The sequence below is a fragment of the Flavobacterium sp. FlaQc-52 genome, from assembly GCF_044007495.1.
Lineage (GTDB): Bacteria > Bacteroidota > Bacteroidia > Flavobacteriales > Flavobacteriaceae > Flavobacterium > Flavobacterium cupriresistens.
On the sequence record NZ_JBIPCV010000007.1, the window covers coordinates 174,866 to 200,650 of the forward strand.

Genomic DNA, 25,785 nt, shown 5'->3' on the forward strand with positions numbered 1-25,785 from the left:
GAAAATTGCCAATTGATAAGGACAACCAGTCTACTAATTAGGTCTTGTTTTGAACGAACTTTGCACTCTAAAAAACAAATAGGTATGAGCAATACAGAAAAAACAAGCCCAAAAGCAGCTGAATTACGAGTAAACTATTGGATTGACGGAGACGGAAATAAAACAGCTCCGATTCGGTTAAAGGATCACAAAGGAAAATTTAAAATAATCTACGGATTCCAAAACTGGTGTCCGGGTTGTCACTCTATTGGATTGCCTTCTTTAAAAAAAATGGTTGATGCTTTGCAAGAAGATAAAAATGTTGTCTTTTTTGCTGTCCAAACTGTTTTTGAAGGTTTTGATGAAAACACAGCCGACAAACTTCGTGAAAACCAACTAAAATATGATCTAAAAATCCCGTTTGGACACGATGACGGTTCTGATTATGGAGAAAAAAGGGCGACGGTTATGACAGATTTTCAAACCGGAGGAACACCTTGGTTTTTATTGATTGATGAAGAAGATACAGTTGTTTTTTCAGATTTTCACATCAACGTAGAAGGCGCAATTGCTTTTCTAAAATCAAGAAAAAAATAGTAAAGTCAAAACAGCTAAATAAAAACGACATTAAAAAAAACGAATACCAACACGATTAAATTAACGCGTAATGAGACTTAAAATAGGATTTGGAGGCGGATGTCATTGGTGTACGGAAGCTGTTTTTCAAACTTTAATTGGTGTAGAATTGGTCGAGCAAGGCTGGATTGAATCTGTCGAGCCTCAGGATTATTGGTCAGAAGCAGTGATCGTTCATTTTGACACTGATTTAATTTCACTTAAAACATTAATCGAGATCCATCTTCTTACGCATGCCAGCACTTCAAATCACAGTATGCGAAGCAAATACAGAAGTGCTATTTACTATTTTAATGAACAACAAAAAGAAGAAAGCTTAAAATTCGTTTCTGAATTACAAATCGAAAACACAGAAAAGTACATTACAGAAATTTTGCCTTTTGTACAATTTAAAATAAACAAAGACGAATTTTTGAACTACTATAAAACTCGAAAAGAAGCACCATTTTGTGAAACTTACATCCGTCCGAAACTAAATTTATTGTTCCAAAAATACAGCAAATACACCCTTAAAGACTAAAAGGGAAAAATAAACAAATTTGCAGGAAATCGGGTCTACAAGTAACGCTTTCTTTCGCCCTAACTTTGTACTATAAATCTAAGACATGAGCCATTTAGTAAAAATAGACAAAGAACAATTCGTCAAGGATCAATCACGGTATTCTTTAGTAAAAGGTACCACTGAGGGAGCACCTTTATGTCCGTACGGCAATCACTACAAATGGGTTGGTTACGATCACGAAACCAAAACTTTTGTCCGATTTACAAAATCAGTATTCTTGAATTTAGTAAATCAAGTTAAAAACGAGTATTGAATTATACTACAAAAAACAGTAAAAAACCATTAGAAAGGAGTAGTTCATTACAATTTTAATTTTTTAAATAAAACCTATAACAGCCCAAAGTGTACAATTTATTAACACACCTTAAATAAAGCATCACTTTCAAAACTATGTTTCTATGTGTTAAAAAGAATTACATCCAGCAAGTTATAACTTAAAAAAAACATCATGCTAAACTGGAACGATATTATAAAATACGCCAATCAGGGAAATCCAACTCCTCCAAAAAGAGTAGAAAAAACACCTGAGGAATGGAGTAAATTACTAACCGAAGAAGAATTCCGTATTACACGACTAAAAGGTACAGAAAGAGCCCACAGCTCTGACATGTGCAGTTTTTTTGAACCTGGGAAATATGCTTGTAAATGTTGCAACACTCCTCTTTTTTATTCGAGTGAAAAATTTGAAAGCGGAACGGGTTGGCCCTCTTTTACACAACCTGTTGCGATAGAAAATGTAGCTTATATCAAAGACGTAACATTTGGAATGGTACGCGTAGAAATTACCTGTAACATTTGCGACTCTCATTTGGGTCATGTTTTCCCCGATGGTCCCGCACCTAGTGGACTTAGATATTGCACGAATGCAGTTTCACTAGTAAAAACAGAAAACATTTAATACTGCTCAGGAAAATCTTGAGTACGTATCAATTTAAAAAAATAGCTATGAGCGATATAAAAAAAATAGTATTGGGTGGAGGATGTTTTTGGTGTACAGAAGCCATTTTCTCTGAGGTTGAAGGTGTCATTGCCGTTAAAAGCGGTTATAGCGGAGGAGCGACAATAAATCCTACCTACCGTGAAGTATGCGATGGCAGAACCGGACATGCAGAAGTTGTTGAAATTACTTACGATGCCCAAAAAGTTCCGTTAGCTCTATTATTGGTTATTCACCTGACAACACATAACCCAACCACGCTAAACAAACAAGGTGCTGATCACGGAACACAATACCGCAGTATTATTTTTTACGAAAATGATGCCGAAAAACAAATCGCCGAAAATGCCATAAAAGAAGTACAGGAAGCTTTTGATGACCTGATTGTTACAGAAGTAAAACCAATCGAAGAGTTTTACATCGCAGAAGTTTCACATCAGGAATATTACAAAAACAATCCCAATGCAGGTTATTGCCAAGCGGTAATTGCACCCAAACTTGCCAAGTTTAGAATGTTATACCAACAGACTAAAAAAGTTAATTAATTATCTAAAGCGAATTTCCCTAAAAAGAAATTCGCTTTTTTTGATTTCTTTTCTTTGTGTAAAATTATTATTTCGCTGTTAATTTATAGAGCACTATAATGCTTCCCAAAACAACCTAGTTTTAACCGAATAATACTTACTACAATCCCATTAATTTTCGAGCTGCCTTTTTAATCTCTTCAACGGTTTTACCATTACCATCGCCACTACCTTTAAAATAGTAAATTTTAAGGTTTCGACTCGCTATTCCCCTGTATTTGGTAACTGTTTTTTTATTATCGTACGAACTACCTTCTTTTGTTGCTACCGGGATTCCGAGTCCTTGAGCAAGGGCTAAAGAAATTTCTAAACTTTCATCATTTTTTCTGTAATCCGTAAATATGGCAGCACTTTTTTTGCCATTATCAAGATTAACAACAAATGCAATATCACAATTTTTAATTCCTCGCTCTTTCCACTTGGGACTTAAGGTGATATACGGAATTGTTTCAGCATCGGCATATCTGGCAGCACTGCTCTCCGGTTCATTTCTATTATAAGGAGTGGTTTGTGACACAAAATAACCATCAGCCTGGAGGTAACCCTCATAATCATCACTTTGACCGATACGTTTTTTAGCGATGCCATAACCCCTGTCTTTTTTAAACTTATTTTGAGTTGCTTCTTCTCGTGTGATCCCTCCATTTAAATTATACAATAATCCTTCATTATTTGGATGATAAGCATGCCTGGCACCATCTAAATTAAGAGCCAGAGTCTTAGTTCGAAAAATATGCGTGGTGTCAACTGCTGTGGTCTGCGCTGAAGTCCAACTTACGAATGTGCTGAAACATAAAGCAAAAAGAGAATACTTTTTCATATTTTAAAAATTAAAATTGCACGTTCAACAAGTGAATAATTAGTCTTAAATTTCAAGTAGACCGCATACTAACTTACTATACAACCGCCACTTTAACACTTTAAAAACAAAAATCTTAACTAATATTATTCCTTATAAAGTTAGTTATTCAATCGCTCCTACTCACCAGTACAAACACCTGTTTCTCGATTTTTTGAGAACATAAAAAGGATAAAATTTTAAAACAAAATTAAATACCCAAAAAACCAAAGCTGACAGGTTTCAAAAACCTGTCAGCTTTAATTCAATACGAAACTTTTTGTGTGATTTACTTCATCTTATTCGCTTTCAATCAGATCTCCTTCGTTAAAAGAACAAACGGAGCATCTACCCTTTTTAAACTTTACGGCTTCGCGACTTTGCGAGATTTTTGTTTTTCCAAAACTTTTGATCCTTTAATTCAATACGAAAATTACAGTTCTACCGAAACGTATAAAAAACAAAAAAGCCACTCGATGGAGTGGCTTTTGGTGAACGCAGAAGGATTCGAACCTTCGACCGCCTGCTTAGAAGGAAGTATTCAATATTTAAAAAACCAATATAGATCAACACATTACAGTACAAAAAATTAATAAAGCTGTAATAAAGCCGAAATTTTTTATGAAAAACTAAACCACTCTGCACTGAAAGTGCAGAGGTTTGTTTGACGAGAGACTAAAAGTCTCTCAATTTTGAAAATTTTTTATCAAAACTAAAAAAAACAAAAGATTATATTTTTTCGCATTACTAAAGTACTGCAATAAATTGCAGGGTTTTAAACCCCAATCTGAGACCAATAAATTTTACGGTTTTTCATAAAAAAACCCCTCAAATGAGGGGCAAAAGACACATAAATATTATAATTTATGTAGAAATTTTATTTTTAAAGCTTTACATTTAAAAGCTCTTTTCCTAAACGATGTAAACCGTTTTCAATTTCTTTAGCTCTTTTTTCAGATATATATGTTTGTGTATTTGCATTTGTGTATTGTCTAAATAAAGATGCATTTATTCCTATACTTTTTGCAAATTCAGTCTTATTGATCACTTCAAAAACGTCGTTAAATATTTCTGATACTTCTAAATCATATTCAAATTCAAATCCGTTTTTAAATAAATCATAAGTTTCTTTATCACATTCTTCAGCTGCTTCTAAATATAAATCCACAGCTTCTTTCATATTATCTTTCAATTCATTGATACTATCACCGTCGGCCACCACTACACCAGGTACATTTTGTGTTGTCCCCCAATAGCGACCATCAGATTTCTCAATCTTAACTTTGATTGCCATACTCCGATTTCTTATTGGTTTTAATTTTTCTTTTTTTACTATTACGATTATTTCACGTTTTTTTACCTTTTAATTCAGATGACTTTTCCATAAGTTTTCATTTTTTCATGATTAATAAATTAGACATTTTTTTTCCGAATTATTAAATTCGATTAATTAATAAACTAGCAATTTTTAGCGCTTTGTACCGTGCGTTATTATATTACAAATCTTTTCTCAGGTTAATAAACTCGAGGTGTACTCTATTGGTTAGTTAGCAATATATTAATTGTAATGATTCCCACAAGTCAAGGACTGATTAAATCAGTCCTGCTTGTTTTAAAATGTTGTTTTCTGTGCCTTTCGGAATATCCTTTTTCGGATGAGGCAACACAACTATTCCTTTTTTCTTCGGGTGTTTGAAAATATGGTGGCTTCCCTTGGCTCTTACAAATAGCCATCCGTCAGCTTTCAACATCTTAAACAAATCATCACTGCTCATATCCTAACGTTGTTATAAATTCACAAACCAAAGATATAACATTTTCGCAATATATAACATAAATGATATATATGTTTTAATAAAAATTTAACTCAAGAAAAAAGCAATCCTAAATTTTCATTCCACAATACCTACTTTTAAAAAACCTGTCAGCTTTAATTCAATACGAAACTTTTTGTGTGATTTACTTCATCTATTCGCTTTCAATCAGATCTCCTCCGTTAAAAGAACAAACGGAGCAACTACCCTTTTTAATCTTTGCGGCTTCGCGACTTTGCGAGATTTTTGTTTTTCCACAACTTTTGATCCTTTAATTCAATACGGAAATTCCAGTTCTACCGAAACGTATAAAAACAAAAAAGCCACTCGATGGAGTGGCTTTTGGTGAACGCAGAAGGATTCGAACCTTCGACCGCCTGCTTAGAAGGCAGGTGCTCTATCCAGCTGAGCTATGCGTCCATAATTTCAATTTTCTAACCTTCTGTTTAGAAGGAAGTTGCTTGATCTGCAACGATATTAACAAAAAAACCACTCTGTCGAGTGGTTTTGAATGTGAACGCAGAAGGATTCGAACCTTCGACCGCCTGCTTAGAAGGCAGGTGCTCTATCCAGCTGAGCTATGCGTCCATTATCTAATTGTAGTCGGGGTGGCAGGATTCGAACCTGCGGCCTCCTGCTCCCAAAGCAGGCGCGATAACCGGGCTACGCTACACCCCGAGGCAAAATTTAAGCGGAGAGACAGGGACTCGAACCCTGGCGACGGTTACCCGTCGACAGATTAGCAATCTGCTCCATTACCGCTCTGGCACCTCTCCAAGCTCAAGGAAACGTGTCCTGTTTTGCGGTGGCAAAGGTATGACAACATTAGATATCTCACAAGTATTTTGATGCTTTTTTTTGTTTTTTTTTGATCTTTTTTCCAAAACACTTAACAATCAAATGAATAGAATTAACAAAAATTTCATCTTAAATTTAAAATTCAATCCAATTCACTCAAAATTTGAATTTGTATAAATAAAGATTAAATTTGCTTGATTAACTAATATCACACAGAAAATGAACAAAAGAGTTGTTATCGTTTCTGCCGTTAGAACACCTATCGGAAGTTTCATGGGAGGTTTATCGACCGTACCCGCACCAAAACTAGGGGCTGCCGCTATAAAAGGAGCTCTTCAAAAAATTAACCTGGACCCAAAATTAGTTGATGAAGTTTTCATGGGCAATGTAGTACAAGCCGGAGTTGGACAAGCGCCAGCACGTCAAGCTGCACTTTTTGCCGGTTTATCTGAAAACGTTGCTTGTACAACTATAAACAAAGTTTGTGCTTCGGGAATGAAGGCCGTTATGTTCGCTGCTCAGGCAATTGCTTGTGGTGATGCCGAAATCGTAGTTGCCGGAGGAATGGAAAACATGAGTTTGATTCCACATTACGTGCAAATGCGTAACGGAAACAAATTTGGTCCTGCGACAATGCTGGACGGAATGCAAAAAGATGGTTTGACTGATGCTTACGATAACAACGCAATGGGAGTTTGCGCTGACTTATGTGCATCAGAATACAAAATCACTCGTGAAGATCAGGATAATTATGCCATTCAATCTTACGAAAGAAGTGCAAAAGCCTGGGATGCCGGAAAATTTGATGCTGAAATTGTACCCGTAGAAGTACCACAAAGACGCGGAGAACCGGTTATCGTTTCTAAAGATGAAGAATATACCAATGTAAAATTGGACAAAATACCTTCTCTAAGCGCTGTTTTTACTAAAGACGGAACTGTTACTGCTGCCAATGCTTCAACGATCAATGACGGAGCTGCTGCATTAGTTTTAATGTCGGAAGAAAAAGCAATCGCACTTGGATTAAAACCACTTGCTTTCATCAAAGGGTATGCAGATGCGGCTCAGGAGCCAAAATGGTTCACTACAAGCCCTGCAAAAGCATTACCAAAGGCGTTAGACAAAGCTGGAATTGCAATTGGCGATGTTGATTATTTCGAATTTAACGAGGCTTTTGCTGTTGTTGGTTTAGCCAACTCACAAATCCTTGGACTTGCCAACGATAAAGTAAACGTAAATGGTGGTGCTGTTTCATTAGGACATCCACTAGGTTGTTCGGGAGCCCGAATTATTGTAACTTTATTGAATGTCTTAGAACAAAATAACGCTAAAACCGGAGCTGCAGCAATTTGCAACGGTGGTGGTGGTGCTTCGGCTATTGTTATCGAAAGAGCTTAAAAACATATTACATTAGGAGTTATTTGCAACCAAAATAACTCCTAATTTTCAACTTATAAAAGACCTTAAATGTTCGGAATTTGCAATCTAGCTATAGTACCCGTTCGATCTGAACCAAGTGACAGAAGTGAAATCGTCACACAACTTTTATTTGGTGAGCACCTCGAAATATTAGAACGTCAAAATCAATGGGCCCGAATAAGAATTCAATTTGATGACTACGAAGGCTGGGTCGATTCAAAACAGTATCAGGTTATTTCTGAAGCTAATTTCAATCAATTAAGTAATGAAGCCATTATTCTAAATGCCGATCTGATTGATTATATTACTACTCCCGATACCAATTTATTGCTACCAATTCCGCTTGGGGCATCTTTGTCTTTTTTGAATAACAGTGAAATCAATACGAGTAATTTCGATTTTGAAGGCACCAAAACAAGTGGCTTAAAACCCAAAAGCGCTCTAATAAGCACCGCTTTTATGTACCTCAACGCTCCTTATCTTTGGGGTGGAAAAACTCCGTTTGGCATTGATTGCTCGGGATTTACACAAATGGTATACAAACTTAATGGTTACAAAATACATCGCGATGCTTCACAACAAGCTCTTGATGGCGAACCTTTGAGTTTTATTGAAGAAAGTGAAGTCGGTGATCTGGCCTTTTTCGATAATGACGAGGGTAATATCACTCATGTAGGTATCATTATGGAGAACAATTACATCATTCACGCCAGTGGAAAAGTACGTATTGATCGCTTAGACCATTTAGGGATTTACAATCCGGAAACCAACAAACACACGCATAAACTTAGGGTTATTAAGAAGATTATATAATTTTTTTCTTTTGCCACGAATTTCACCAATTACCACATTTTTTTTTGCCACTGATTAAAAGGATTTCCACAGATTTAATTATTTTAATCCTTTTGTTTTTTACGCAGATTTGCTTAGCCTGTTGTTATACTCAGACTGCTTTTTTTATTGTCTTCCGCGAAAATCCGCAAAATCAGCAAAATCTGCGTGCTATTTTATTTTACTAACATCACGCAAAAGTTAGCAACTCTTTGTCAAAGTCCCAAACGAACTTTTTTGAAATCTGTGGTAAAAAACCTCTATTTTATCTAAAAATTAACCTCATACTCCATCGTTTAAACGAGTAAAAATTAAGAAATATTCGGGTAAACTATGGGCTTATCAAAAAACAATTTACTCTTTTCACAATTGACAAACAACATTTTACAACAATCATAATCGCAAGAACAACAAAATTGTTGTATATTTACAGCAAATTAGTTGCGTCATGAAAAATGTAAAGCAAAAAACAGAACCTTTCGATACTAAAAGAAGTATTCAAAATGCCTCGGGGAAAGTAATCTCAATAAAAAGATCTACTTTAAACTCTGACGGTAAAGAATACAGCTGGGGCAACAAACTTGAGCGCGTTGCTGTTATAAGATCCGGCATTCCGTATGATTCAATTGAAGTCATCAGCAGAAGATTAAACAATCCTGTAAAATCGGTTTTGACGATTGTGGGAATTCCTCAAACTACTTACAATAAGAAGAAAAGCGAACACCTTCTTCTGGACAGCAGAGATAGCGAATTAGTCATTCTGATAAACGAATTAATAGATTACGGCCTAGAGGTTTTCAATAATGAAGAAGAGAAATTTCAACGTTGGCTAAAAAAACCCAACCTGTCCATTGGCGGAAATGTTCCTGAAAACATGCTCGATACCGTAACCGGAATTAACGAGGTGAAATTCAGCCTAAACCGATTAGAATTTGGAAATTTAGCCTGATGGTAGTATTCAGAATTGAACGGGAAAAATACCTGGACGCAACTTTAAAAGGAATCGGAGCCTCAATGTGCGAAGGGTATCGCTGGAACAGTCTAAACACAAAAATGGTTTATACCGCAGAAAGCAGGGCTTTAGCAACACTTGAAGTCTCTGTTCATTTGGATTTAAGCGAGGACTTACCTACTGATCGTTTTTATGTGGAAATCGAAATACCGGACGAAATTACAATTCAAGAAGTACACATAGAAGACTTACCAGTAAACTGGGACTCTAAACCCCCTATTCCGGTAACCCAAATTATAGGGGATGATTTTATAAATTATGACGAGGCTGCAGTTTTAAAAGTACCTAGCAGCATTGTGCCTATGGAGTATAACTACTTAATAAACCCAAATCATAGCGACACACTAAAAATCAAAGTTTTAAGCTCTACCAGAATGGCTTTTGATTCCCGATTTAAAAGCAAGTAGTTTTTTTGCCACAGATTATGATTTAGTTTATTCAACAGCAATACAAAGAAAAAACCAACACGAATTACACTAATTTTCACGAATTAATCTTTAAAATTCTTCGTGCCGTTTTTTTGCCACTGATTAAAGGATTAAAATGATTTAGCTCAACTTATTCAACGGCAATACAAAGAAAAGATAAACACGAATTACACTAATTTCCACGAATTAATCTTACGCTTCTTGCGGGTGATTTTTACTGATGGTTAAAGCGAATCATCCTATTCAATAACAATACAGGGGAAATTTGGCCACGAATTACACGGATTCTCACGAATTAATCTTTAAAACTCTTGTGGCGATTTTTTGCCACCGATTAAAGGATTAAAATGATTTAGCCAATTTCAAGAACACACAAAAAAACTAGTGTAAATTCGTGTAATTCGTGTCAAAAAAAACTCCCTAATTCTTATGTTTCTAAGCTAGTAACTCTTTCTTAAATCTTCGAACAAAAACTTTTTAAGCACTGATACGAATCGTTTTTCTGTATTCTGAAGGGCTATTTCCTCTATGTTTTTTGAAGAATTTATTGAAATGGCTTTCATCTGTAAAACCAAATTCATAGGCAATTTCATTGATTCGTTTTTCACTGAACTGCAAGCGGTGTTCAATCAATTTCGTTTTATAATTACTGATGTATTGCTGCATCGTTTCGTTAGCATGTTTTTTGAAATAACGGCCTAAATAGGTATTTGAAATTCCGAAATGCGCACTGATGGACTCGGCTTTTATTTTCTCGGGATAATAAATGTTATTCTGAATATATTGCAGGATATCCATTGCTTTGGCTTCACATCCAATATTAACCTGCTCGGGAAGGTATTTGGCAATATTTCTCGCTACAATAATAATCAGCGTATTTATCAATTGCTGAATCAACTCCTGATTGTAAACGTCTTTATCCTGATGTTCTCTGCAAATCGCTTCTATCATTACTTTTACCAAACATGCATCTGACTCGTTTTTTAAAATACAACCCGGCTGATGATTGGCGTTTTGAAGAATATATTCCAATCGCTGAATGTTCTCGCTCTGTAAACTCGAATTCTTCAAATAAATATCGTTGAATCTCAAAAAGAAAAACTTTGTTGTCGTCTTAATCGTAAAATTATGACAATCCTCAGGTGTCAACAGAAACAAATGTCCACCATCATATTCAAAAATAGTTTTGTTAATGCATTGCGAGCCGGTTCCATCTAAAACATACACCAATTCAAAAAAATTATGACGGTCCCCGACATCCGGATATTCGTCCAGCGTTTCAAATGAAACGGTAAATGGTTCGTATAAATTTTCTTTTTTCATTGTACAGCAAATTAATTCAGTTTGCAAATATACCTAAAAAACACAAATATGTACAAATTATAAATCACAAAAACAGTATAATTTTGCCTTAAAATTTTTAAAGCACAAAATACCACGATTATGGAATATAGAAAACTAGGCAATACTGAACTCGAATTATCAGCAATAACTTATGGTGCATTTGCCATTGGAGGCAACATGTGGGGCGGAAATGAAAAGAAAGACTCAATCGATTCTATCCATGCTTCCATCGACAATGGAGTGACCACAATAGACACTGCTCCTTTCTACGGATTTGGTTTAAGCGAAGAAATGATTGGTGAAGCACTACAATCACAAAACCGATCAAAAGTGCAATTGTTAACCAAATTTGGACTGGTATGGGACGGAAGCAATAAAGGCAAAGGAGATTTTTTCTTTGATGCAGATGACAACGGAAAAAAACTACCGGTTTACAAATTCGCCTCTAAAGAAAATATTATCAAAGAAGTCGAAGAAAGTCTAAAAAGACTAAAAACCGATTATATTGATTTACTGCAAATCCATTGGCCAGACTCCACTACTCCAATTCAGGAAACTATGGAAACCATAGACTTGTTAATCAAACAAGGAAAAATAAGAGCTGCCGGAGTTTGCAATTACGATGTTTCACAACTGAAAGAAGCTCAAAAAACAATTTCGCTAGCTTCAAATCAGGTTTCGTACAGCATGCTGAATCGCAAAATAGAAGCCGATTTAATTCCACTTACCGTTGCAGAAAATATCGGAATCATCGCCTACAGTCCAATGGAAAGAGGTTTATTGACCGGAAAATATTTTACCGACACCAAACTAAAAGAAAACGATCACAGAAATGGTTATTTTGGTCAATTTGATCTTCAGCAAGTCAAAACCTTAATCGAAGAATTGAGTTCATTAGCACACGCAAAAGAAATCAATTTAGCGCAATTGGTTTTACGCTGGACGACTTTACAAAAAGGAATTAGCATTGTTCTGGCCGGAGCAAGAAATGCAGAACAGGCGATTTCAAACGCAAAAGCAATGGATTTCGATCTTACTGCTTTGGAATTGGATTTTATCAATCAGGCTATTTCAAAAATAAAATAACAACAAACAAAAAATTACACCATACGTAGAAACACAGGATTAGTTTCACATAAAAAACAAGCCTGTATTAAAAACTACACCACAGATTCACTAAGAACATTCACACTATGAAAAAAATATTTATAATAAACGGCGGGCAAAAATTTGCACATTCAGGCGGAAAATTCAATCAAACTGTTCAGGATTGGACCATTGAATACCTTTCCCAAAACAATAATTACGAAATAAAAACAACTCATATCGAAGATGAAATTAACCTGCAACACGAAGTAGAAAAATTCGTTTGGGCAGATTTAATTATCTATCACACCCCAATCTGGTGGTTTCAATTACCTAATCTTTTTAAAAAATACATTGATGATGTTTTTACTCAGGGTCATAACAACGGAATCTATAAAAGTGACGGGAGAAGTCGTGTAAATCCGGACATTAATTATGGAACTGGAGGGCTTTTACACGGTCGCAAATACATGTTGACCACGAGCTGGAATGCTCCAAAAACAGCTTTTACTTTACCGGGAGAATTCTTCGAAGAAACCTCTGTTGATGATGGTGTAATGTTTGGTTTTCACAAAATGAATACGTTTGCCGGAATAGAAAAAGTAGACAGTTTTCATTTTCACGATGTTGAAAAAGGTGCCACACCGGAAAATATTACTATCTTTAAACAAGACTATACCAACCATTTAGAAGAAACTTTCAAAACTTTATAACCATGATCTCGATTACAGCTATCATAAAGAGTAAAAAAGAGCACCTAACAGAAATTCAAAGTAGAATTATCCATCTGGTCACCGAAACCAGAAAAGAAGCGGCTTGTATTCGTTATGACCTGCATACCGCTGAAAATGTGTTTATCATTTGGGAAGAATGGAAAGACCAAGCCGGACTTGATTTACACAACAATCAATCTTATCTGTTGGATTTTATTGCTAAAAGTGAATCCTTATTAGCCGCCCCGGTTCAGGTTTACAAAACGGCACAGCTTTTATAAAATAGTAAAGAACATTACTCCTGCAAGGTTTTCAAAACCTTGTAGGTTTATCTTATGGATCAATAAGTAGCCATAGAATCAATAGTCCAACCTATTAGACAAACATAAAAAAGGCCGTCCTGAGACAGCCTTTTTCTATAAAATTCAAATTTATTGTTTAATGATCTTCTGCGTATATCCTTTTTTTGTTGAAGAAGTCACATTAAGAAAATATACTCCTTTTGTTTTTCCCGATAAATTAATAGCTTTATCAGCAGTATTCTCTCCGGAGAAAGTTTCTTTGTAAATCATCCTTCCGCCAATATCATGAACTGTCACGGTATAATTATCTGCTGAAACCGGTGTGATCACATGAAACACATTACTGGATGGATTTGGATATACCTGAACTCCTGACAAATTGTTCGCTCCTTTTGGTTTTGTTATTGCTAAATTAGATCCGTTATTTATTTTTAAATTATCAAACCAAATTCTGGTTCCATAACCTGAAGTGTTTTTGATTTTTACCAATACACTCTTTTGATTTTTCACTATACTTAAATCAATTTTTTCTGTTCTCCAATCCGAATCTTTGGTTGGAATCCAATCGTTGGTTTCATTTGCAGCCGTTGTTGCCGGATCGTCCTGAATTGGTGGTGAAACGGTTTGCAACTGCAATTGATTTTTAGCATATACATTTGTCCAGGTTACCCCACAATCCGAAGAGACTTCAATATCTATTTTATCCGGTGCAGGTGCAGGATCAAAAGCATTTAAGTACTGCGTATAAGCCAGATCAAAGGATAAAAACGGAGTTGCAGAAGAAGAAAAATCCATTGCTTTAAGAATCAACTCGTCTATCAAACCAGTTGGATTATCAGCATTGTTGATCACCAGACAAGACAAATCTCCTTTGCCGACATCCGAACGTTTTTCCCATGTAATAACGTCTTTGTCGGGATTAATGATTTCCCAATCCTGAATTGGAAAACTTGCTTCGAAATTTTCTGAAAAAGGAAGACTGTTTTTGCCATTAATTACAACCACATCCGTTTTTGCCATAACCGATCCTGCTCCGTAAGAATTAGACGCAGTCAAGGTTACCGTATAAGTTCCCGGACTATCATAAACTACAGCAGGCGTTTTACTTGTAGAAGTCGCCGGCGTACCACCCGGAAACGACCAGGACCATGAAGTAGGCTCTCCTGTTGAATTATCTCTAAAGGCTATTGGTAAATCGCTACATTGTTTTTGACTCTCCACTACAAATTCCGAAAAGGGTGTTTCTTTACTATCAAAAGTGAATTTCACATTATCAATCCATATTCTTGAACCGTATCCCGAAGTATTTTTAAACTTAAACAAAACGTTCGCTACCCCTTTCAAATTCGACAATAACACCCTTTCTGTTCTCCAATCCGAATCTGAAACCGGAACCCAATTATTGGGATCAGCGCTGACAAAGGTTTCCAGTTCAGTATGTGTTTTTACATAAATACTTTCCCATGTAAGACCGCAATCTTTTGAAGCCAGAATTTCAAGAACATCGGGACTTTCCGTATCAAATTTAGCATAGGCAACATCAAAGGAGAAATCAGTTATGCCAACAGATAAATCAACGGGTTTCAGGATAATCTCATCGATCTCACCCACTTTCGCATTGTCCGCATTATTCATTATCATACAAGACGAAGAATTATGTCCAACATTGGCTCGTTTTTCCCAAGTCAATTTATGATCGGGATTACTAATTTCCCATTCTGCGGGTGGAAAAGAATTTTCAAAACCTTCGGTAAAAGAAATTCTGTCAGGATTTACAACTGTTATAAAATTATTTTTAGTTACTGTTGTTCCTGTACCGTTTCCATTTTTGGTTGAAAGTGTCACCCCATACGAACCTGGTGAATTGTAAGTCACAATCGGATTTTTTTCGATAGAAGTAGCAGGCGTACCCCCCGGAAAAGACCATTCCCATGACGTTGGATTTCCTGTTGAAACATCTAAAAAAGGAGCTGTAACACTAGTACAACGCGTCCCTCTGACATTGGAAGCAAAATCAGAAACCGGAGTAGCCGTCTGAATAATAGCAACATTTACATTGTCTATCCAAATCCTTGTGCCGTAACCCGACACATTTACAAAACGAATAGAAACATTACTATTCCCCTGATAGGTACTAAGGTCTACAATTTCTTTTCGCCAATTAGCGTCAGAAGTCGGTACCCAATTATTCGCCAAAGCAGTAGGAACCTGCGTGGTTTCTAAAAGCGTATGTGTTTTTGAATACACCTCATTCCAAGTAAGTCCGCAATCTGTTGAAACTTCTACTTTTAAAACATCCGGACTCGCATCATCAAATTTGGTATAAGCCAAATCAAAAAACAACTGACTGTTTTGTCCGGCTGCAAAATTAAGATAAGGCAATCTGATATAGTCTAACGCCCCTACTACTGCATTATCTGCATTGTTCATAATCATACACGAACTATCATTGTGCCCTACATCTTTTCGTTTTTCCCAAGCTAAACCATTGTCCGGATTTGTAATTTCCCAACCTAAAGGAGGAAAAACACCAGTGAAATTTTCGACTAAATTCACTCCCGATTTTTGATCTACCTCAATATAATTCAGCACTTGTTTGGTATTCATTCCAAGAGCATTCGTTACCTGCAAGGTCACTTCGAATTTTCCTGCTGTATGGTACTGAACAACCGGATTTAAATCTGTAGAGGTTGCAGGGATACCACCTTCAAAAGTCCATACTCTCGAAGTTGGTAATCCCAAAGAACGATCTTTAAACGCGATTGTTTTTCCTGAACAAATAGCCGTTGTATTACTGTTGAAATTAGCGATTGGTGCCGTTTCAATAACCCCAACCGAGCTAAGATTACTTTCCTGCCACAACAAACCACGTGGATATTTAGCCACCGTTTTGTCATCTAACCAATACGTCATTGCATTGGTCTGGTCTCTGGTATACATATTCTGGCAATCTGTATTGTAATCCATATGGTTTTCGGCATTGGGGTAAACGCCACAGCTATTTAATACATTTCGGGCACAACCTTCGGCCACTTTTGTTGGCGGCGTGTCGGCCATTCCATCATTGACGGCATCACAATCATCCTGAAAAGTATGTTTTAAACCAAAATAATGACCAAACTCGTGCGTCATTACCTTTGCAAAAGTCGCACTCGCATTTGAGCCACATGTACTCCCAATATATCTGTGATTGTAAGCAACACGAGGGATCGCATCCTGAATAGGCAAAAAGGCGTGTCCCGAACCAACAGATCCCTGTCCGGTATTGGGCTCATCTACAACCAAAACATCCAAATAATACTTATTGTTTTTACCGTACCAGATATAATCATAAATTTTAGCATCATAACCATCTACTACATGTGCTTCTGGATGCCAGTCCAGGCCGGGAATTTCCAAAGGATTTCCTTCGGGGTCAACAGTAGCCAGAACAAACTGAATATTTAATTTGCTTTTAATTGCATCAAAACGAGGATCGGTCGTAGCGTATTCCGGAAACAGACCATTAAAATCTTTGTTTACCGTAAGCAATGCATCATCAATTCTGCACTTCATTTGCTCTTTGGTAAAAACATTATTGATGTTAGTTCCGTCTCCAAGAATATGAAACACCACCGGAATAATATAAGGTGTAGCAACGGTTTTCCGGGTGTTCGATTTTTTCCATGTTTTAATTTTTGATAAAGATTTTAGAAAAGCAGCTTCTTCCTGTTGGGATAATTTGGTTCCACAACCGATTGGATTCTGCCCAAAGGAAATGAGGAACTGACACAGAAAAACTGCAGCAAAAAAGTAGGTTTTTTTCAAAATAATAGTTTTTTTTTAGGTTAGTTGTACTTTCACATACAGTACTATCATAAAATCGATTAAAAAAAAAGCTTCAAAATGACTTCGTTTTTTAATCTCTTTTACTTGATATTTTTTTTTCATAAAAATATTTAATTGAAATGCATTTAATAGATATTATCTTATTGCAAAACAATTGTATATTACCTAGTTTTAACTTATTTATTGAATTTTAAAAACTAAAAATCATAAAAAAAGCTACCTTTTACAGTAGCTTATCTTAAAAAACAAACATATTACTTAATTCCTCCAAAAGCACCGAAACACATATTCTTGTGCAAAATTTCTACTTTGCTAAAGCCAACTTCTTTCATCAAATCCAATTGATAATTCATTGATCTTGGAGAATCTTCTTTTTCTACATAATCTAAAACCTTTTGACGGTATTCGGCTCCTCCGATTCCTTCGAGATAATCGCCGTAACGTTCCCAGGTATATTCGTTTAATAAAGCGGTATCTTGTGTAATCAGATCCGAGATCATCAAACAACCACCTGGTTTCAATAGCCTGAATAATTTCGAAAATGTTGTTTCCCAGTCCTGATCATCACGCAAATGGTGCAGAACTGCTCCGGCCAGAATAATATCAAATTGTTCTTCCGCTAAAGCCACTTCACGGATATCCCCATGCAAAATTTCGACTTTACCGCTTGTTTCTTTTGATACTCTTTCTAAAGCTTTATCCAGCATCGGTTGACTTAAATCGACTAAAGTTGCATTCAGATTTGGAATTTTAGAAAGCATCATTAAGGTATAATTTCCTGCTCCGCAACCAATATCCAAAATATTTTTGGCATTGGGAACAATTCGTTTTGAAGCTTCCGTAATTAATTCTAAAGAGATTGTAGCATCGATTGTTGCGACTTGTCCCGTGTCTAAATTGGAAAATCGTTCGACATCATTATCAAAACGTTTTCTAATTTCTGCTGTGGTTGATTTATTCATCATCGTTTTTTAGTATTCAGGTTTATATGGCTTTTTTTTCTCGCAGATTAAGCGGATGTATTCTTTATTCTTTATTACTTCTCACATCTTACTTCTCACATCTTACTTCTCACTTAAAACAAAACTAACACTTTGATACTTGCTTTAAAAGAAGATACTTTCGAAATTACGAAACCCAACAGTTGTTTTTTCTGAACTTTTAAAAAAAAAGTTGCCACGAATTTCTCGAATTTTCTCGAATTAAAATTTACGTCAAGCGGATCGCCAATTAAAATAAGATTTCACACGAAACTCTATTTTTCTCTTTATAAAATTTGTGCAAATTCGATAAATTCGTGGCAAAAAAGCCTTAACTTTTAAATACCTTAGCAGAAAATTACATTACCTCAATAAAATCAATAAAAATGGCCGAGCAATCTTCAATTCAGTGTCCAAACTGCGGAACAACTATCGATGTCAATGACATTCTAAAACACCAGTTAGAAGACAGCATTCGCAAAGAGTATCAGCAAAAAGCCACTGCTCAAACCAAAGAATTGGAGCTTAAAAACGAGCAATTCGAAAAAGCTAAATTAGAATTTGAGGCTAAAAAGAAGCAGGAAAATGAACTTTTCGCAGAACGTCTGGAACGCGAGAAAAAAACGGCCGAAAAGGAAATCACTGAAAAGCTGAAAACCAAACTCGACGAGGAAAACAAAGATCGTTTGCTTGCCATGGAAAAAGAGCTTTCCGAGAAATCAGAAAAACTCCGTGAACTTAATAAGATGGAAGGCGAAATTGCCAAACTTCAACGGGAAAAACTCGAAATGAAAGAAGCAATCGAAGCTGAAGCACAGAAACAGCTTAACGCCACTTTGCTTTTAGAAAGAGATAAAATCAGAAAGCAGGAAGAAGAAAAAAACGAATTAAAAATAAAAGAATACCAAAAACAATCCGACGATCAAAAAAAACTGATCGAAGAAATGAAACGCAAGCAGGAACAAGGTTCTATGCAATTGCAAGGCGAGGTAATGGAACTGGCAATCGAAGAATGGCTGGCTAATAATTTCCCGTTAGACACTATCGACGAAGTAAAAAAAGGTGCTAACGGAGCCGATTGTTTGCAGATTGTAAACACACGCGAATTGCAAAATTGTGGCTCTATTTATTACGAAAGCAAAAGAACCAAAGCCTTTCAGCCCGCTTGGATTGAGAAGTTTAAAAACGACATTAGAACCAAAAAAGCCAATATCGGGGTTTTGGTTACAGAAGTTATGCCTTCAGGAATGGATCGAATGGGCATGCGTGACGGAATCTGGATCTGCACCTACGAAGAATTTAAAGGTTTAAGTGCCGTTTTACGCCAATCTTTAATACAAGTTAGTCAGGCTGTTCAGGCACAGGAAAACAAAGGAGACAAAATGTCGATGTTGTATGATTTTCTAACTAGCAATGAATTTCGCTTACAAGTAGAAGGAATTGTAGAAGGCTTTACCCAAATGCAAAGTGATCTGGATTCAGAGAAAAGAGCGATGCAACGTATTTGGAAACAACGCGAAAAGCAGATCGAAAAAGTGGTTCACAATACTTTAGGCATGTACGGTTCAATTCGTGGTATTGCCGGAAATGCGGTACAAACGGTAAGAGCTTTAGAGCTTGATTTTATCGAAGACGATGAAGAAGAAAAAACAAAAGAACTAGAATAAGTAATTCAAATTACTAGTTAATAATTAGTTGATCCTATTTGACGAAAGCACAAAAGGGTTGATTTGCCTCCTGCTTCAGCTGGAGGTATATGATTGAGAGCTGAATCATTGGCTTTAGCCCAAAGAACCAGGGCATAATTCGGCTAAAGCCATTAAATCTTGAACTACTTGTAATCCTCCAGCTGAAGCAGGAGGCTATTCAAAACGATACTTTTGAAAATATCTTAATTTTTACTGGAAACTTACATTATTATAATTCAGAAATGAGGTATAGGCGGTCTAATTTCAAACCTAAAACAACTAGCAACTTAAATTAATTATGGGTCAAGACATATTGTTGTGGAGGGACAAATATCTTGTAGTTCTGTAATTTCGAATCAAGTTAAAAAGTTGTGGAATAATTTTTAGAAATTTCTTTTGTTAAAAGTAACAGATCTTATACTTTTTCGCCACAGCTTTTTAAGTAACTAATTTTCCAACTTCTCGCTTTGACGATCTCGCAAAGACGCCAAGCCACAAAGTTTTTTTCTGTTTTTTCATTAAAACTTTGCGATTTTGCGACTCTGCGAGATTTTTACTTCCCTATAGCTTTCGGACTTGATCCTTAATTATACAGTCTGCATACTATTTACCCACTTCCTTTTATACCCAAAACGAATTTTGCCATTCTAACCCGAAAATCAGAATGGCAAAATTTATATTTATTAAAAAAGACCTTATTTAATCTACTTTTCTGAAAACCAACAAGGTTCCGTCAGGATTAGAAAGTCTCAGTCTAAGATCTCCAATCGAATACGTGTTAGTGCTTTGTAATGCTTTCACAAATTCAGCCTCTTTATTTCCCGGCGCGCAAGCCATCAAAGTCGAAGCGACGTTAGAAAATCTCAATACTCCTTTTTCAAAAAAGATAGTTCCTCCTATAGAATTACAACCTCCAAAACCCATAAATTTATTCTCAGTTGAATTAATCTCAATTCTTGGCAGTTCTTTTTGGAAGTCTGAAAGCGTCACTTTTTTACCGTTTAACTCTTCTAGCACCCATATATCGTACAAACGGTAATCGGTAATGTATTTACCACAACCATTTAAAGTCTTACCGTTAATTTCAATCTTAACGGTATAAGGCGAAACCTCTCCTGACATTGAATCCTGGCAATCAAATTGTTGTGTAGTAATTGTTGCTGTAATTTTTCCATTATTTACTTTATACATCTTCACATTAGCATCCATAGCTCTGATTGGCTCTACAGCGTCAAAACTGATGGTTTCCATTCCTTCAATCAGCGACGTAAAGACAATTTTCTCCTTTCCTATTTTCAATCCCCAAAATGGTTCATTTCCAGTAGCTTTAAAATAAACAGAACCCTCTTCTTCTTCGGAACTTGTTGTAGAAGTTGTTTCTTTTGTGTTTGAATTTTTAACCGCCACCGACTTACAACTTAACATCACGGACATTAATACACATAGTAAAAGTACTTTTTTCATATCATTTAATTTTTATTATGACCTCACACTTGAAAAAATCGAGCCAAAAATCGGTCGCATCCTTTTTTTAAGATTTTTTTAGGTCTAATTTGGTTAAATTTAAGAAAAACGGGATAAATACAGAAGCAAAATTAAAATAAGAAAAAGAATAAAAACAACAATCCGTGTTATTAAAAAGCTTTTCTCAAGAACGACACTTGGAGTAATTTTAGGTTGAATTAATTCTTCCAAATAAGGTTTTGCAACCGCTTAGAATAAATCTTTACAATTTGCGAATCGGATAATTTTAATTGACTTTATTCTACAGATGTAACAGAACCGTTTCTTAAGTTTGTAGCTCAACAGCTAAGTTTTTGGTATGGGTAAGAATATTAAAATTATTTCATCAGAAGAATTCCCAAGACAATTTATGTCTGATGCTTCTCAGGACTTTGATTTCTTAAAAACTCCTTTGCAGATCTATGATTTAAATACTACAACAGAATACCTCCAGATTCCAACCCCACTTTTCAGACCCGATTATAATTTTATTGTTCATGTTACCAAAGGCAATGCAAAACAGCAAGTAGATAATGAGGTGATAACAATAACTGAAAATGATGTATTGTTTGTCAAACAAGGACATATCACCGCAATGAAAGAAATTGACCAGATTATAACGGGACATTTTATTTTATTTGAAGAGAGTGTCCTCAATCATATTTTGTCGAAACAGGAGTTGATACAGATATTTGCCACTAATTCAGTTCTTAAATTGCCTGTAGAAACAAGTGTATGGCTTAATTCTTTGTTTTGCTTGTTAAGTCAAGAATTTCGCAATGAAAATTCCAATATCGAAATTTGTTATTCACTCATGCAGGCAGCTTTCCAGAAAATTATTTTTTCAAATAAAGAACTCAATAAAACGGTGCACCGTGGTAATGAGATCACTTTTTCCTTTAAAGAGCTGGTTTATAAATATCATACGGAGAATAAATCGGTAACCTTTTATGCCGATAAATTAAAAATCTCTGTAAATTATCTCAATAGGTGCATTAAGCAAACCACCGGAATAGCTCCAAAGGAATGGATTAACAATGTTAGTATCCTGCAAAGCCAGATCCTTCTACAAGATTTGACTAAAGATATTTCAGAAATTGCTTTTGCATTGAATTACGAAGATCCTTCTTACTTTGGACGACTTTTCAAAAAAATAACCGGTACAACTCCTTCTCAGTACCGAAATTCGCTTACGCACGATTTGTCCGAGTAACGGCAAACTAAATCCTAGTAACAATTATTGTTTTAACTGCACCTTTGCCTTAAGAAAATCTTAGAGAGCTGATACAGCTTGTGTGTTTAAATTTAATAAATGTTATTTTGAAAAAAGTACTGTCATTGGTTTTACTGACCTTGTTTATTTGCCTTCCAAATAAATTTTATTCTCAATTAATAACAGATGGCGCCGGGGTTGGCATCACTGTAAATGGAAAAAGTAGCTTTAAGAATTTGTCAGCTGTAGATCCGTACTATGGAAATAAATTCAACTATACTACTTACGATTTCTGGTTGCCCATCCCCTCTTTTAAACTTGGAAAAACGCGAATTCTTGGGATAATTAACTATCGAATTTTAGACTTTACATTTGATAGGAATATTGAAATTAGTCCGAATTACATCACGAAAATACAAGAAATCAAACCTACCCTTGTTGTACGACATCCTTTTGGAGAAAGATGGGCTGCCTTTGGCGTTTTTATCCCCACAATTGCTTCTGATTTTAAAAACTCGTTTTCGATGAATGATATGGTATTCGATGGCATTTTTGGAGTTTCAAGAAAGTTTGGAGAAAAATCAAATCTAGAAATCGGGATTGGCCCTCATGTCATGTATGCTTTTGGCAAATTTTTAATAACGCCTGCTCTATCTCTGGATTATAAGAGCAATAATGGTAAGTGGTTTGCTCAAATATACTGGCCACGAGTCAATATTTTCAGAAATCTGGGCAATAATACGCAAGTTGGTCTGGCAGGATCGATTGACTGGACACTTCACAATTTACAAAACTACAAGAATTATCAAGGAGAAGAGATCGATTATGCTCAGTTTTCGGCTATTCATGGCGGTCTGCAAATTAATCAGCGTCTTTTTGATGGTTTTTGGTTGCAATTGCAAGGAGGTTTAGGTTTTGCCAACAAATACACACTGTTTAATGCTCAGAATGATACCATTAGTAATTATAAAGCAAAAGAAATGCCCTATGTAAAAATGATGCTGAGCTATCGTTTTGGGAAATAATTACGCAAATAGAATCACATTAAAAACTATAAAATTAAAAGAGAAAATGAAAAAATCTATTCTAAGTATCCTGTTATTGGGAGTATCGTATTTTACAAATGCACAACAGGTAAAAACGAATGTTGATGTATACAATGTTCAAAAAGGAAAAGGGACTGTTGTACTGAATGTCTACGATAAAAAGGAAAATTTTCTTAAAAGAGCCTGCTTTACCAAAGTCCAAAAAGTGAATCAGGAGACTATGAAATTTCAAATCGATTTACCAAGAGGGACCTATGCTATTACTGTTTTTCAGGATTTGGATACTAATGGAAAACTAAACAGCAATTGGCTGGGAATGCCCAAAGAGCCTGTCGGAAACAGTACTAATTTTCTACCGGACGGTGGGGCACCAACATTTCGAGATTGCGCTGTTTATATTTTAAATAATGACGCTACAATTAAAATAAATCTTTATTAGGAATTTGAAATCTTAGCTTAAAAAAAGCCTGTCTTTTATGAAATGACAGGCATTTCCAACAGTACAATTATCTTAAGCAAACTTAAATCATGACATAAAATTATGGAAGAGATCACTTCTAAAAAAAAGGTTATTGCAGAGGTAAAGGGTGCTTGCAAAGAGTATCAAACCGGTGACACCTTGATTACAGCTTTAAAAGCAACAACGATTCAGTTTAGAACCCGGGAACTTACCTTAATAATCGGTCCTTCCGGTTCAGGAAAAACTACACTATTATCGCTATTAGGCTGTGTTATTTACCCAACAAAAGGAGATGTTTTTATAGATGGTCAACACATAAATACACTTTCGGCTAAGGAATTATCGGCTTTGAGGTTGAATAAAATTGGATTCGTGTTTCAAAGTTTTAATCTCTTAGCGCCACTTAACTCTTTAGAAAACGTAATGATGCCCTTGCAACTTATGAATATGAGTGAGACTGAGGCCAGAAAAAAAGCAGAAAAAGCGCTTGAATTAGTAGGCATGAAAGATCGAATGAAAAACCTACCCAAAATGCTAAGCGGAGGCCAACAACAAAGAGTTTCTATTGCACGAGCATTGGTAACCAATCCGCCAATTGTGCTTTGCGATGAACCAACGGCTGCATTAGATGTTAAAAGTGTCGGTCTGGTAATGAATGAATTAAAAGCACTTGCTCAAAACGGAAAAAGTGTAATTGTAGTTACACACGATATGCGACTTAGGGAGTTTGCAGACAGAATTATTTATGTAGATAATGGAATTGCAACTGAGACCGAAAATACAGCATTTATAAAGAATCATTAATCAAAATATAAAGAATGAAATATACTTTTATTTATCTAATAGCCATACTATTTTGTAGTTGCAATAAAAAAGAAGAAGCAAAACCCGATCAGAAAGCTTTTGCCCAGGAAATTGCTTCATCAGCTATTGTAGGACTGGGACGTATTGAACCGGATGAGAAATTATCTTCATTGGCAACAGAAGTTGGTGGTGTTGTTGTGGCTATCCATAAAAAAGAAAATGATGTAATTGTCAAAGATGATTTAATTATCGAATTAGAGCATTCTGTTCAGGATGCAAAAAAAGCGCAGATTAAAAGTCGTATGGAGACACAAAGAGTTGAGATAAACATGGCGCAATTGAATTTAAAAGAGCACAAAATAAATATTGCTAACAAACAAATTGAATTAGAACGTTTGAAAAACCTGCAAGAAAAGGGTGCTGAAACAAGACAAAACGTCGATAATCTTGAAACAGAAACTAAAATTTTCCAAACCAATTTAGAACAACTGCAAAGCAAGATTCTGATCGCAAACTCAAGACTTCAAGAAATTAAACAAGAACTGGAAGTATCAAACAAGGAGTTGCAACAGTATTTGATAAAAGCATTGGACGATGGACAAATTATGACAATGAATGCAACGATAGGAGCTGCATTATCACCAAATCAGTCTTTTGCAGATTTTATTCCGAAAAGTAAATTGGTTGCTACGTGTGAAATTGATGAGTTGTTTGCTGACAAGGTTAAAAAAGGTCAAAAAGCCATTATTCGCCAAATCGGCTCCAATAAAACGATTGGCTCGGGTATTGTAATTTTTGCTTCTTCGGCACTTAAACGTAAATCTATTTTTTCTGAAAAAGCAGGAGATCAGGAAGACAGGAGAGTCCGGGAAATAAAAATCCTATTGAAAAACCAAACGAAGTACTTAATTAATTCCCGAATTGAATGTGTTATTCAAACATCCAATTAATTACGAATCACAAACAAGTATGGCAAGAGT

General features: G+C 35.6%; 25 protein-coding genes and 4 tRNA genes. 18 read left to right on the plus strand and 11 right to left on the minus strand.

Features of this window, described 5'->3' with window-relative positions; genetic code table 11:
* The first annotated feature begins 84 nt into the window (after window positions 1-84).
* The 5 genes from ACHRV5_RS13740 to msrA all read left to right on the plus strand — a co-directional run bounded on the left by ACHRV5_RS13740 (window position 85) and on the right by msrA (window position 2,659).
* Window positions 85-576, plus strand: a complete 492-nt coding sequence (locus ACHRV5_RS13740; RefSeq protein ID WP_395427134.1) for a peroxiredoxin family protein — start codon at window positions 85-87, stop codon at window positions 574-576.
* 70 nt (window positions 577-646) lie between these two features.
* Window positions 647-1,135: a peptide-methionine (S)-S-oxide reductase gene (locus ACHRV5_RS13745; RefSeq protein WP_395427135.1), complete on the plus strand. Its 489-nt coding sequence runs from the start codon at window positions 647-649 to the stop codon at window positions 1,133-1,135.
* An 85-nt stretch (window positions 1,136-1,220) separates the two neighbouring features.
* Complete coding sequence (locus tag ACHRV5_RS13750) at window positions 1,221-1,430, plus strand: hypothetical protein (protein WP_395427136.1); 210 nt, start codon at window positions 1,221-1,223, stop codon at window positions 1,428-1,430.
* A gap of 195 nt (window positions 1,431-1,625) precedes the next feature.
* Window positions 1,626-2,075 carry a peptide-methionine (R)-S-oxide reductase MsrB gene (gene msrB, locus ACHRV5_RS13755; protein ID WP_395427137.1) on the plus strand — a complete coding sequence of 150 codons (450 nt, stop codon included), beginning with the start codon at window positions 1,626-1,628 and terminating at the stop codon, window positions 2,073-2,075.
* A 47-nt stretch (window positions 2,076-2,122) separates the two neighbouring features.
* On the plus strand, window positions 2,123-2,659 hold the full coding sequence (gene msrA, locus ACHRV5_RS13760; protein ID WP_395427138.1) for a peptide-methionine (S)-S-oxide reductase MsrA: 537 nt from the start codon (window positions 2,123-2,125) through the stop codon (window positions 2,657-2,659).
* Window positions 2,660-2,798: 139 nt separating this feature from the next.
* Here the strand turns inward: msrA and ACHRV5_RS13765 are convergent, their stop codons facing one another.
* The 7 genes from ACHRV5_RS13765 to ACHRV5_RS13795 all read right to left on the minus strand — a co-directional run bounded on the left by ACHRV5_RS13765 (window position 2,799) and on the right by ACHRV5_RS13795 (window position 6,126).
* Window positions 2,799-3,518 carry a hypothetical protein gene (locus ACHRV5_RS13765; RefSeq protein WP_395427139.1) on the minus strand — a complete coding sequence of 240 codons (720 nt, stop codon included), beginning with the start codon at window positions 3,516-3,518 and terminating at the stop codon, window positions 2,799-2,801.
* A gap of 901 nt (window positions 3,519-4,419) precedes the next feature.
* A complete protein-coding gene (locus tag ACHRV5_RS13770; protein ID WP_395427140.1) occupies window positions 4,420-4,830 on the minus strand; it encodes a type II toxin-antitoxin system HicB family antitoxin in 411 nt (136 codons plus the stop codon).
* A 298-nt stretch (window positions 4,831-5,128) separates the two neighbouring features.
* Entirely contained in the window at window positions 5,129-5,311 is a 183-nt protein-coding gene (locus tag ACHRV5_RS13775) for a type II toxin-antitoxin system HicA family toxin (RefSeq protein ID WP_395427141.1), read from the minus strand.
* Between the two features lie 382 nt (window positions 5,312-5,693).
* A tRNA-Arg gene (locus ACHRV5_RS13780) sits at window positions 5,694-5,770 on the minus strand.
* Window positions 5,771-5,864: 94 nt separating this feature from the next.
* Window positions 5,865-5,938, minus strand: a tRNA-Arg gene (locus tag ACHRV5_RS13785).
* Window positions 5,939-5,953: 15 nt separating this feature from the next.
* A tRNA-Pro gene (locus tag ACHRV5_RS13790) sits at window positions 5,954-6,028 on the minus strand.
* 14 nt (window positions 6,029-6,042) lie between these two features.
* Window positions 6,043-6,126: transfer RNA gene (locus ACHRV5_RS13795), tRNA-Ser, on the minus strand.
* 241 nt (window positions 6,127-6,367) lie between these two features.
* On the opposite strand from ACHRV5_RS13795, the gene ACHRV5_RS13800 reads away from it, so the two are divergent.
* The 4 genes from ACHRV5_RS13800 (at window position 6,368) to ACHRV5_RS13815 (ending at window position 9,817) form a co-directional block, all read left to right on the plus strand.
* Complete coding sequence (locus tag ACHRV5_RS13800) at window positions 6,368-7,546, plus strand: acetyl-CoA C-acyltransferase (protein WP_395427142.1); 1,179 nt, start codon at window positions 6,368-6,370, stop codon at window positions 7,544-7,546.
* 69 nt (window positions 7,547-7,615) lie between these two features.
* Window positions 7,616-8,380 (plus strand): NlpC/P60 family protein, encoded by a 765-nt coding sequence (locus tag ACHRV5_RS13805; RefSeq protein WP_395427143.1) that lies wholly within the window; start codon window positions 7,616-7,618, stop codon window positions 8,378-8,380.
* Between the two features lie 466 nt (window positions 8,381-8,846).
* Window positions 8,847-9,347 (plus strand): antitoxin Xre/MbcA/ParS toxin-binding domain-containing protein, encoded by a 501-nt coding sequence (locus ACHRV5_RS13810; protein ID WP_230002532.1) that lies wholly within the window; start codon window positions 8,847-8,849, stop codon window positions 9,345-9,347.
* Window positions 9,347-9,817 (plus strand): RES family NAD+ phosphorylase, encoded by a 471-nt coding sequence (locus ACHRV5_RS13815; protein WP_395427144.1) that lies wholly within the window; start codon window positions 9,347-9,349, stop codon window positions 9,815-9,817. The genes ACHRV5_RS13810 and ACHRV5_RS13815 overlap by 1 nt, the downstream gene beginning before the upstream one ends.
* Window positions 9,818-10,315: 498 nt before the next feature.
* Here ACHRV5_RS13815 and ACHRV5_RS13820 read toward each other — a convergent pair whose 3' ends face one another.
* The gene (locus tag ACHRV5_RS13820; protein ID WP_047773479.1) at window positions 10,316-11,161 is read right to left on the minus strand and encodes an AraC family transcriptional regulator; all 846 of its coding nucleotides are present in this window, start codon (window positions 11,159-11,161) and stop codon (window positions 10,316-10,318) included.
* A 120-nt stretch (window positions 11,162-11,281) separates the two neighbouring features.
* Here ACHRV5_RS13820 and ACHRV5_RS13825 point away from each other — a divergent pair, with 120 nt between their 5' ends.
* From ACHRV5_RS13825 to ACHRV5_RS13835, 3 genes are all read left to right on the plus strand, one after another.
* Entirely contained in the window at window positions 11,282-12,268 is a 987-nt protein-coding gene (locus ACHRV5_RS13825) for an aldo/keto reductase (RefSeq protein WP_395427145.1), read from the plus strand.
* A gap of 107 nt (window positions 12,269-12,375) precedes the next feature.
* Window positions 12,376-12,981: an NAD(P)H-dependent oxidoreductase gene (locus tag ACHRV5_RS13830; protein ID WP_047773483.1), complete on the plus strand. Its 606-nt coding sequence runs from the start codon at window positions 12,376-12,378 to the stop codon at window positions 12,979-12,981.
* A gap of 2 nt (window positions 12,982-12,983) precedes the next feature.
* Window positions 12,984-13,262: a putative quinol monooxygenase gene (locus ACHRV5_RS13835; protein ID WP_395427146.1), complete on the plus strand. Its 279-nt coding sequence runs from the start codon at window positions 12,984-12,986 to the stop codon at window positions 13,260-13,262.
* Window positions 13,263-13,412: 150 nt separating this feature from the next.
* Here the strand turns inward: ACHRV5_RS13835 and ACHRV5_RS13840 are convergent, their stop codons facing one another.
* Window positions 13,413-17,090 (minus strand): PKD domain-containing protein, encoded by a 3,678-nt coding sequence (locus ACHRV5_RS13840; protein ID WP_395427147.1) that lies wholly within the window; start codon window positions 17,088-17,090, stop codon window positions 13,413-13,415.
* A gap of 275 nt (window positions 17,091-17,365) precedes the next feature.
* Window positions 17,366-18,076 (minus strand): class I SAM-dependent methyltransferase, encoded by a 711-nt coding sequence (locus tag ACHRV5_RS13845; protein WP_395427148.1) that lies wholly within the window; start codon window positions 18,074-18,076, stop codon window positions 17,366-17,368.
* A gap of 401 nt (window positions 18,077-18,477) precedes the next feature.
* On the opposite strand from ACHRV5_RS13845, the gene ACHRV5_RS13850 reads away from it, so the two are divergent.
* Window positions 18,478-19,758 carry a DUF2130 domain-containing protein gene (locus ACHRV5_RS13850; RefSeq protein ID WP_395427149.1) on the plus strand — a complete coding sequence of 427 codons (1,281 nt, stop codon included), beginning with the start codon at window positions 18,478-18,480 and terminating at the stop codon, window positions 19,756-19,758.
* 720 nt (window positions 19,759-20,478) lie between these two features.
* Here ACHRV5_RS13850 and ACHRV5_RS13855 read toward each other — a convergent pair.
* Complete coding sequence (locus tag ACHRV5_RS13855; RefSeq protein ID WP_395427150.1) at window positions 20,479-21,243, minus strand: META domain-containing protein; 765 nt, start codon at window positions 21,241-21,243, stop codon at window positions 20,479-20,481.
* A 358-nt stretch (window positions 21,244-21,601) separates the two neighbouring features.
* Here ACHRV5_RS13855 and ACHRV5_RS13860 point away from each other — a divergent pair, with 358 nt between their 5' ends.
* The 5 genes from ACHRV5_RS13860 (at window position 21,602) to ACHRV5_RS13880 (ending at window position 25,755) form a co-directional block, all read left to right on the plus strand.
* Window positions 21,602-22,495 (plus strand): helix-turn-helix domain-containing protein, encoded by an 894-nt coding sequence (locus ACHRV5_RS13860; protein ID WP_395427151.1) that lies wholly within the window; start codon window positions 21,602-21,604, stop codon window positions 22,493-22,495.
* 107 nt (window positions 22,496-22,602) lie between these two features.
* Window positions 22,603-23,520: a DUF6268 family outer membrane beta-barrel protein gene (locus ACHRV5_RS13865; RefSeq protein ID WP_395427152.1), complete on the plus strand. Its 918-nt coding sequence runs from the start codon at window positions 22,603-22,605 to the stop codon at window positions 23,518-23,520.
* Window positions 23,521-23,566: 46 nt separating this feature from the next.
* Window positions 23,567-23,980 carry a DUF2141 domain-containing protein gene (locus ACHRV5_RS13870; protein ID WP_047773769.1) on the plus strand — a complete coding sequence of 138 codons (414 nt, stop codon included), beginning with the start codon at window positions 23,567-23,569 and terminating at the stop codon, window positions 23,978-23,980.
* A gap of 102 nt (window positions 23,981-24,082) precedes the next feature.
* Window positions 24,083-24,805 carry an ABC transporter ATP-binding protein gene (locus ACHRV5_RS13875; protein ID WP_395427153.1) on the plus strand — a complete coding sequence of 241 codons (723 nt, stop codon included), beginning with the start codon at window positions 24,083-24,085 and terminating at the stop codon, window positions 24,803-24,805.
* A gap of 14 nt (window positions 24,806-24,819) precedes the next feature.
* The gene (locus ACHRV5_RS13880) at window positions 24,820-25,755 is read left to right on the plus strand and encodes an HlyD family secretion protein (RefSeq protein WP_395427154.1); all 936 of its coding nucleotides are present in this window, start codon (window positions 24,820-24,822) and stop codon (window positions 25,753-25,755) included.
* Window positions 25,756-25,785: the final 30 nt, after the last annotated feature.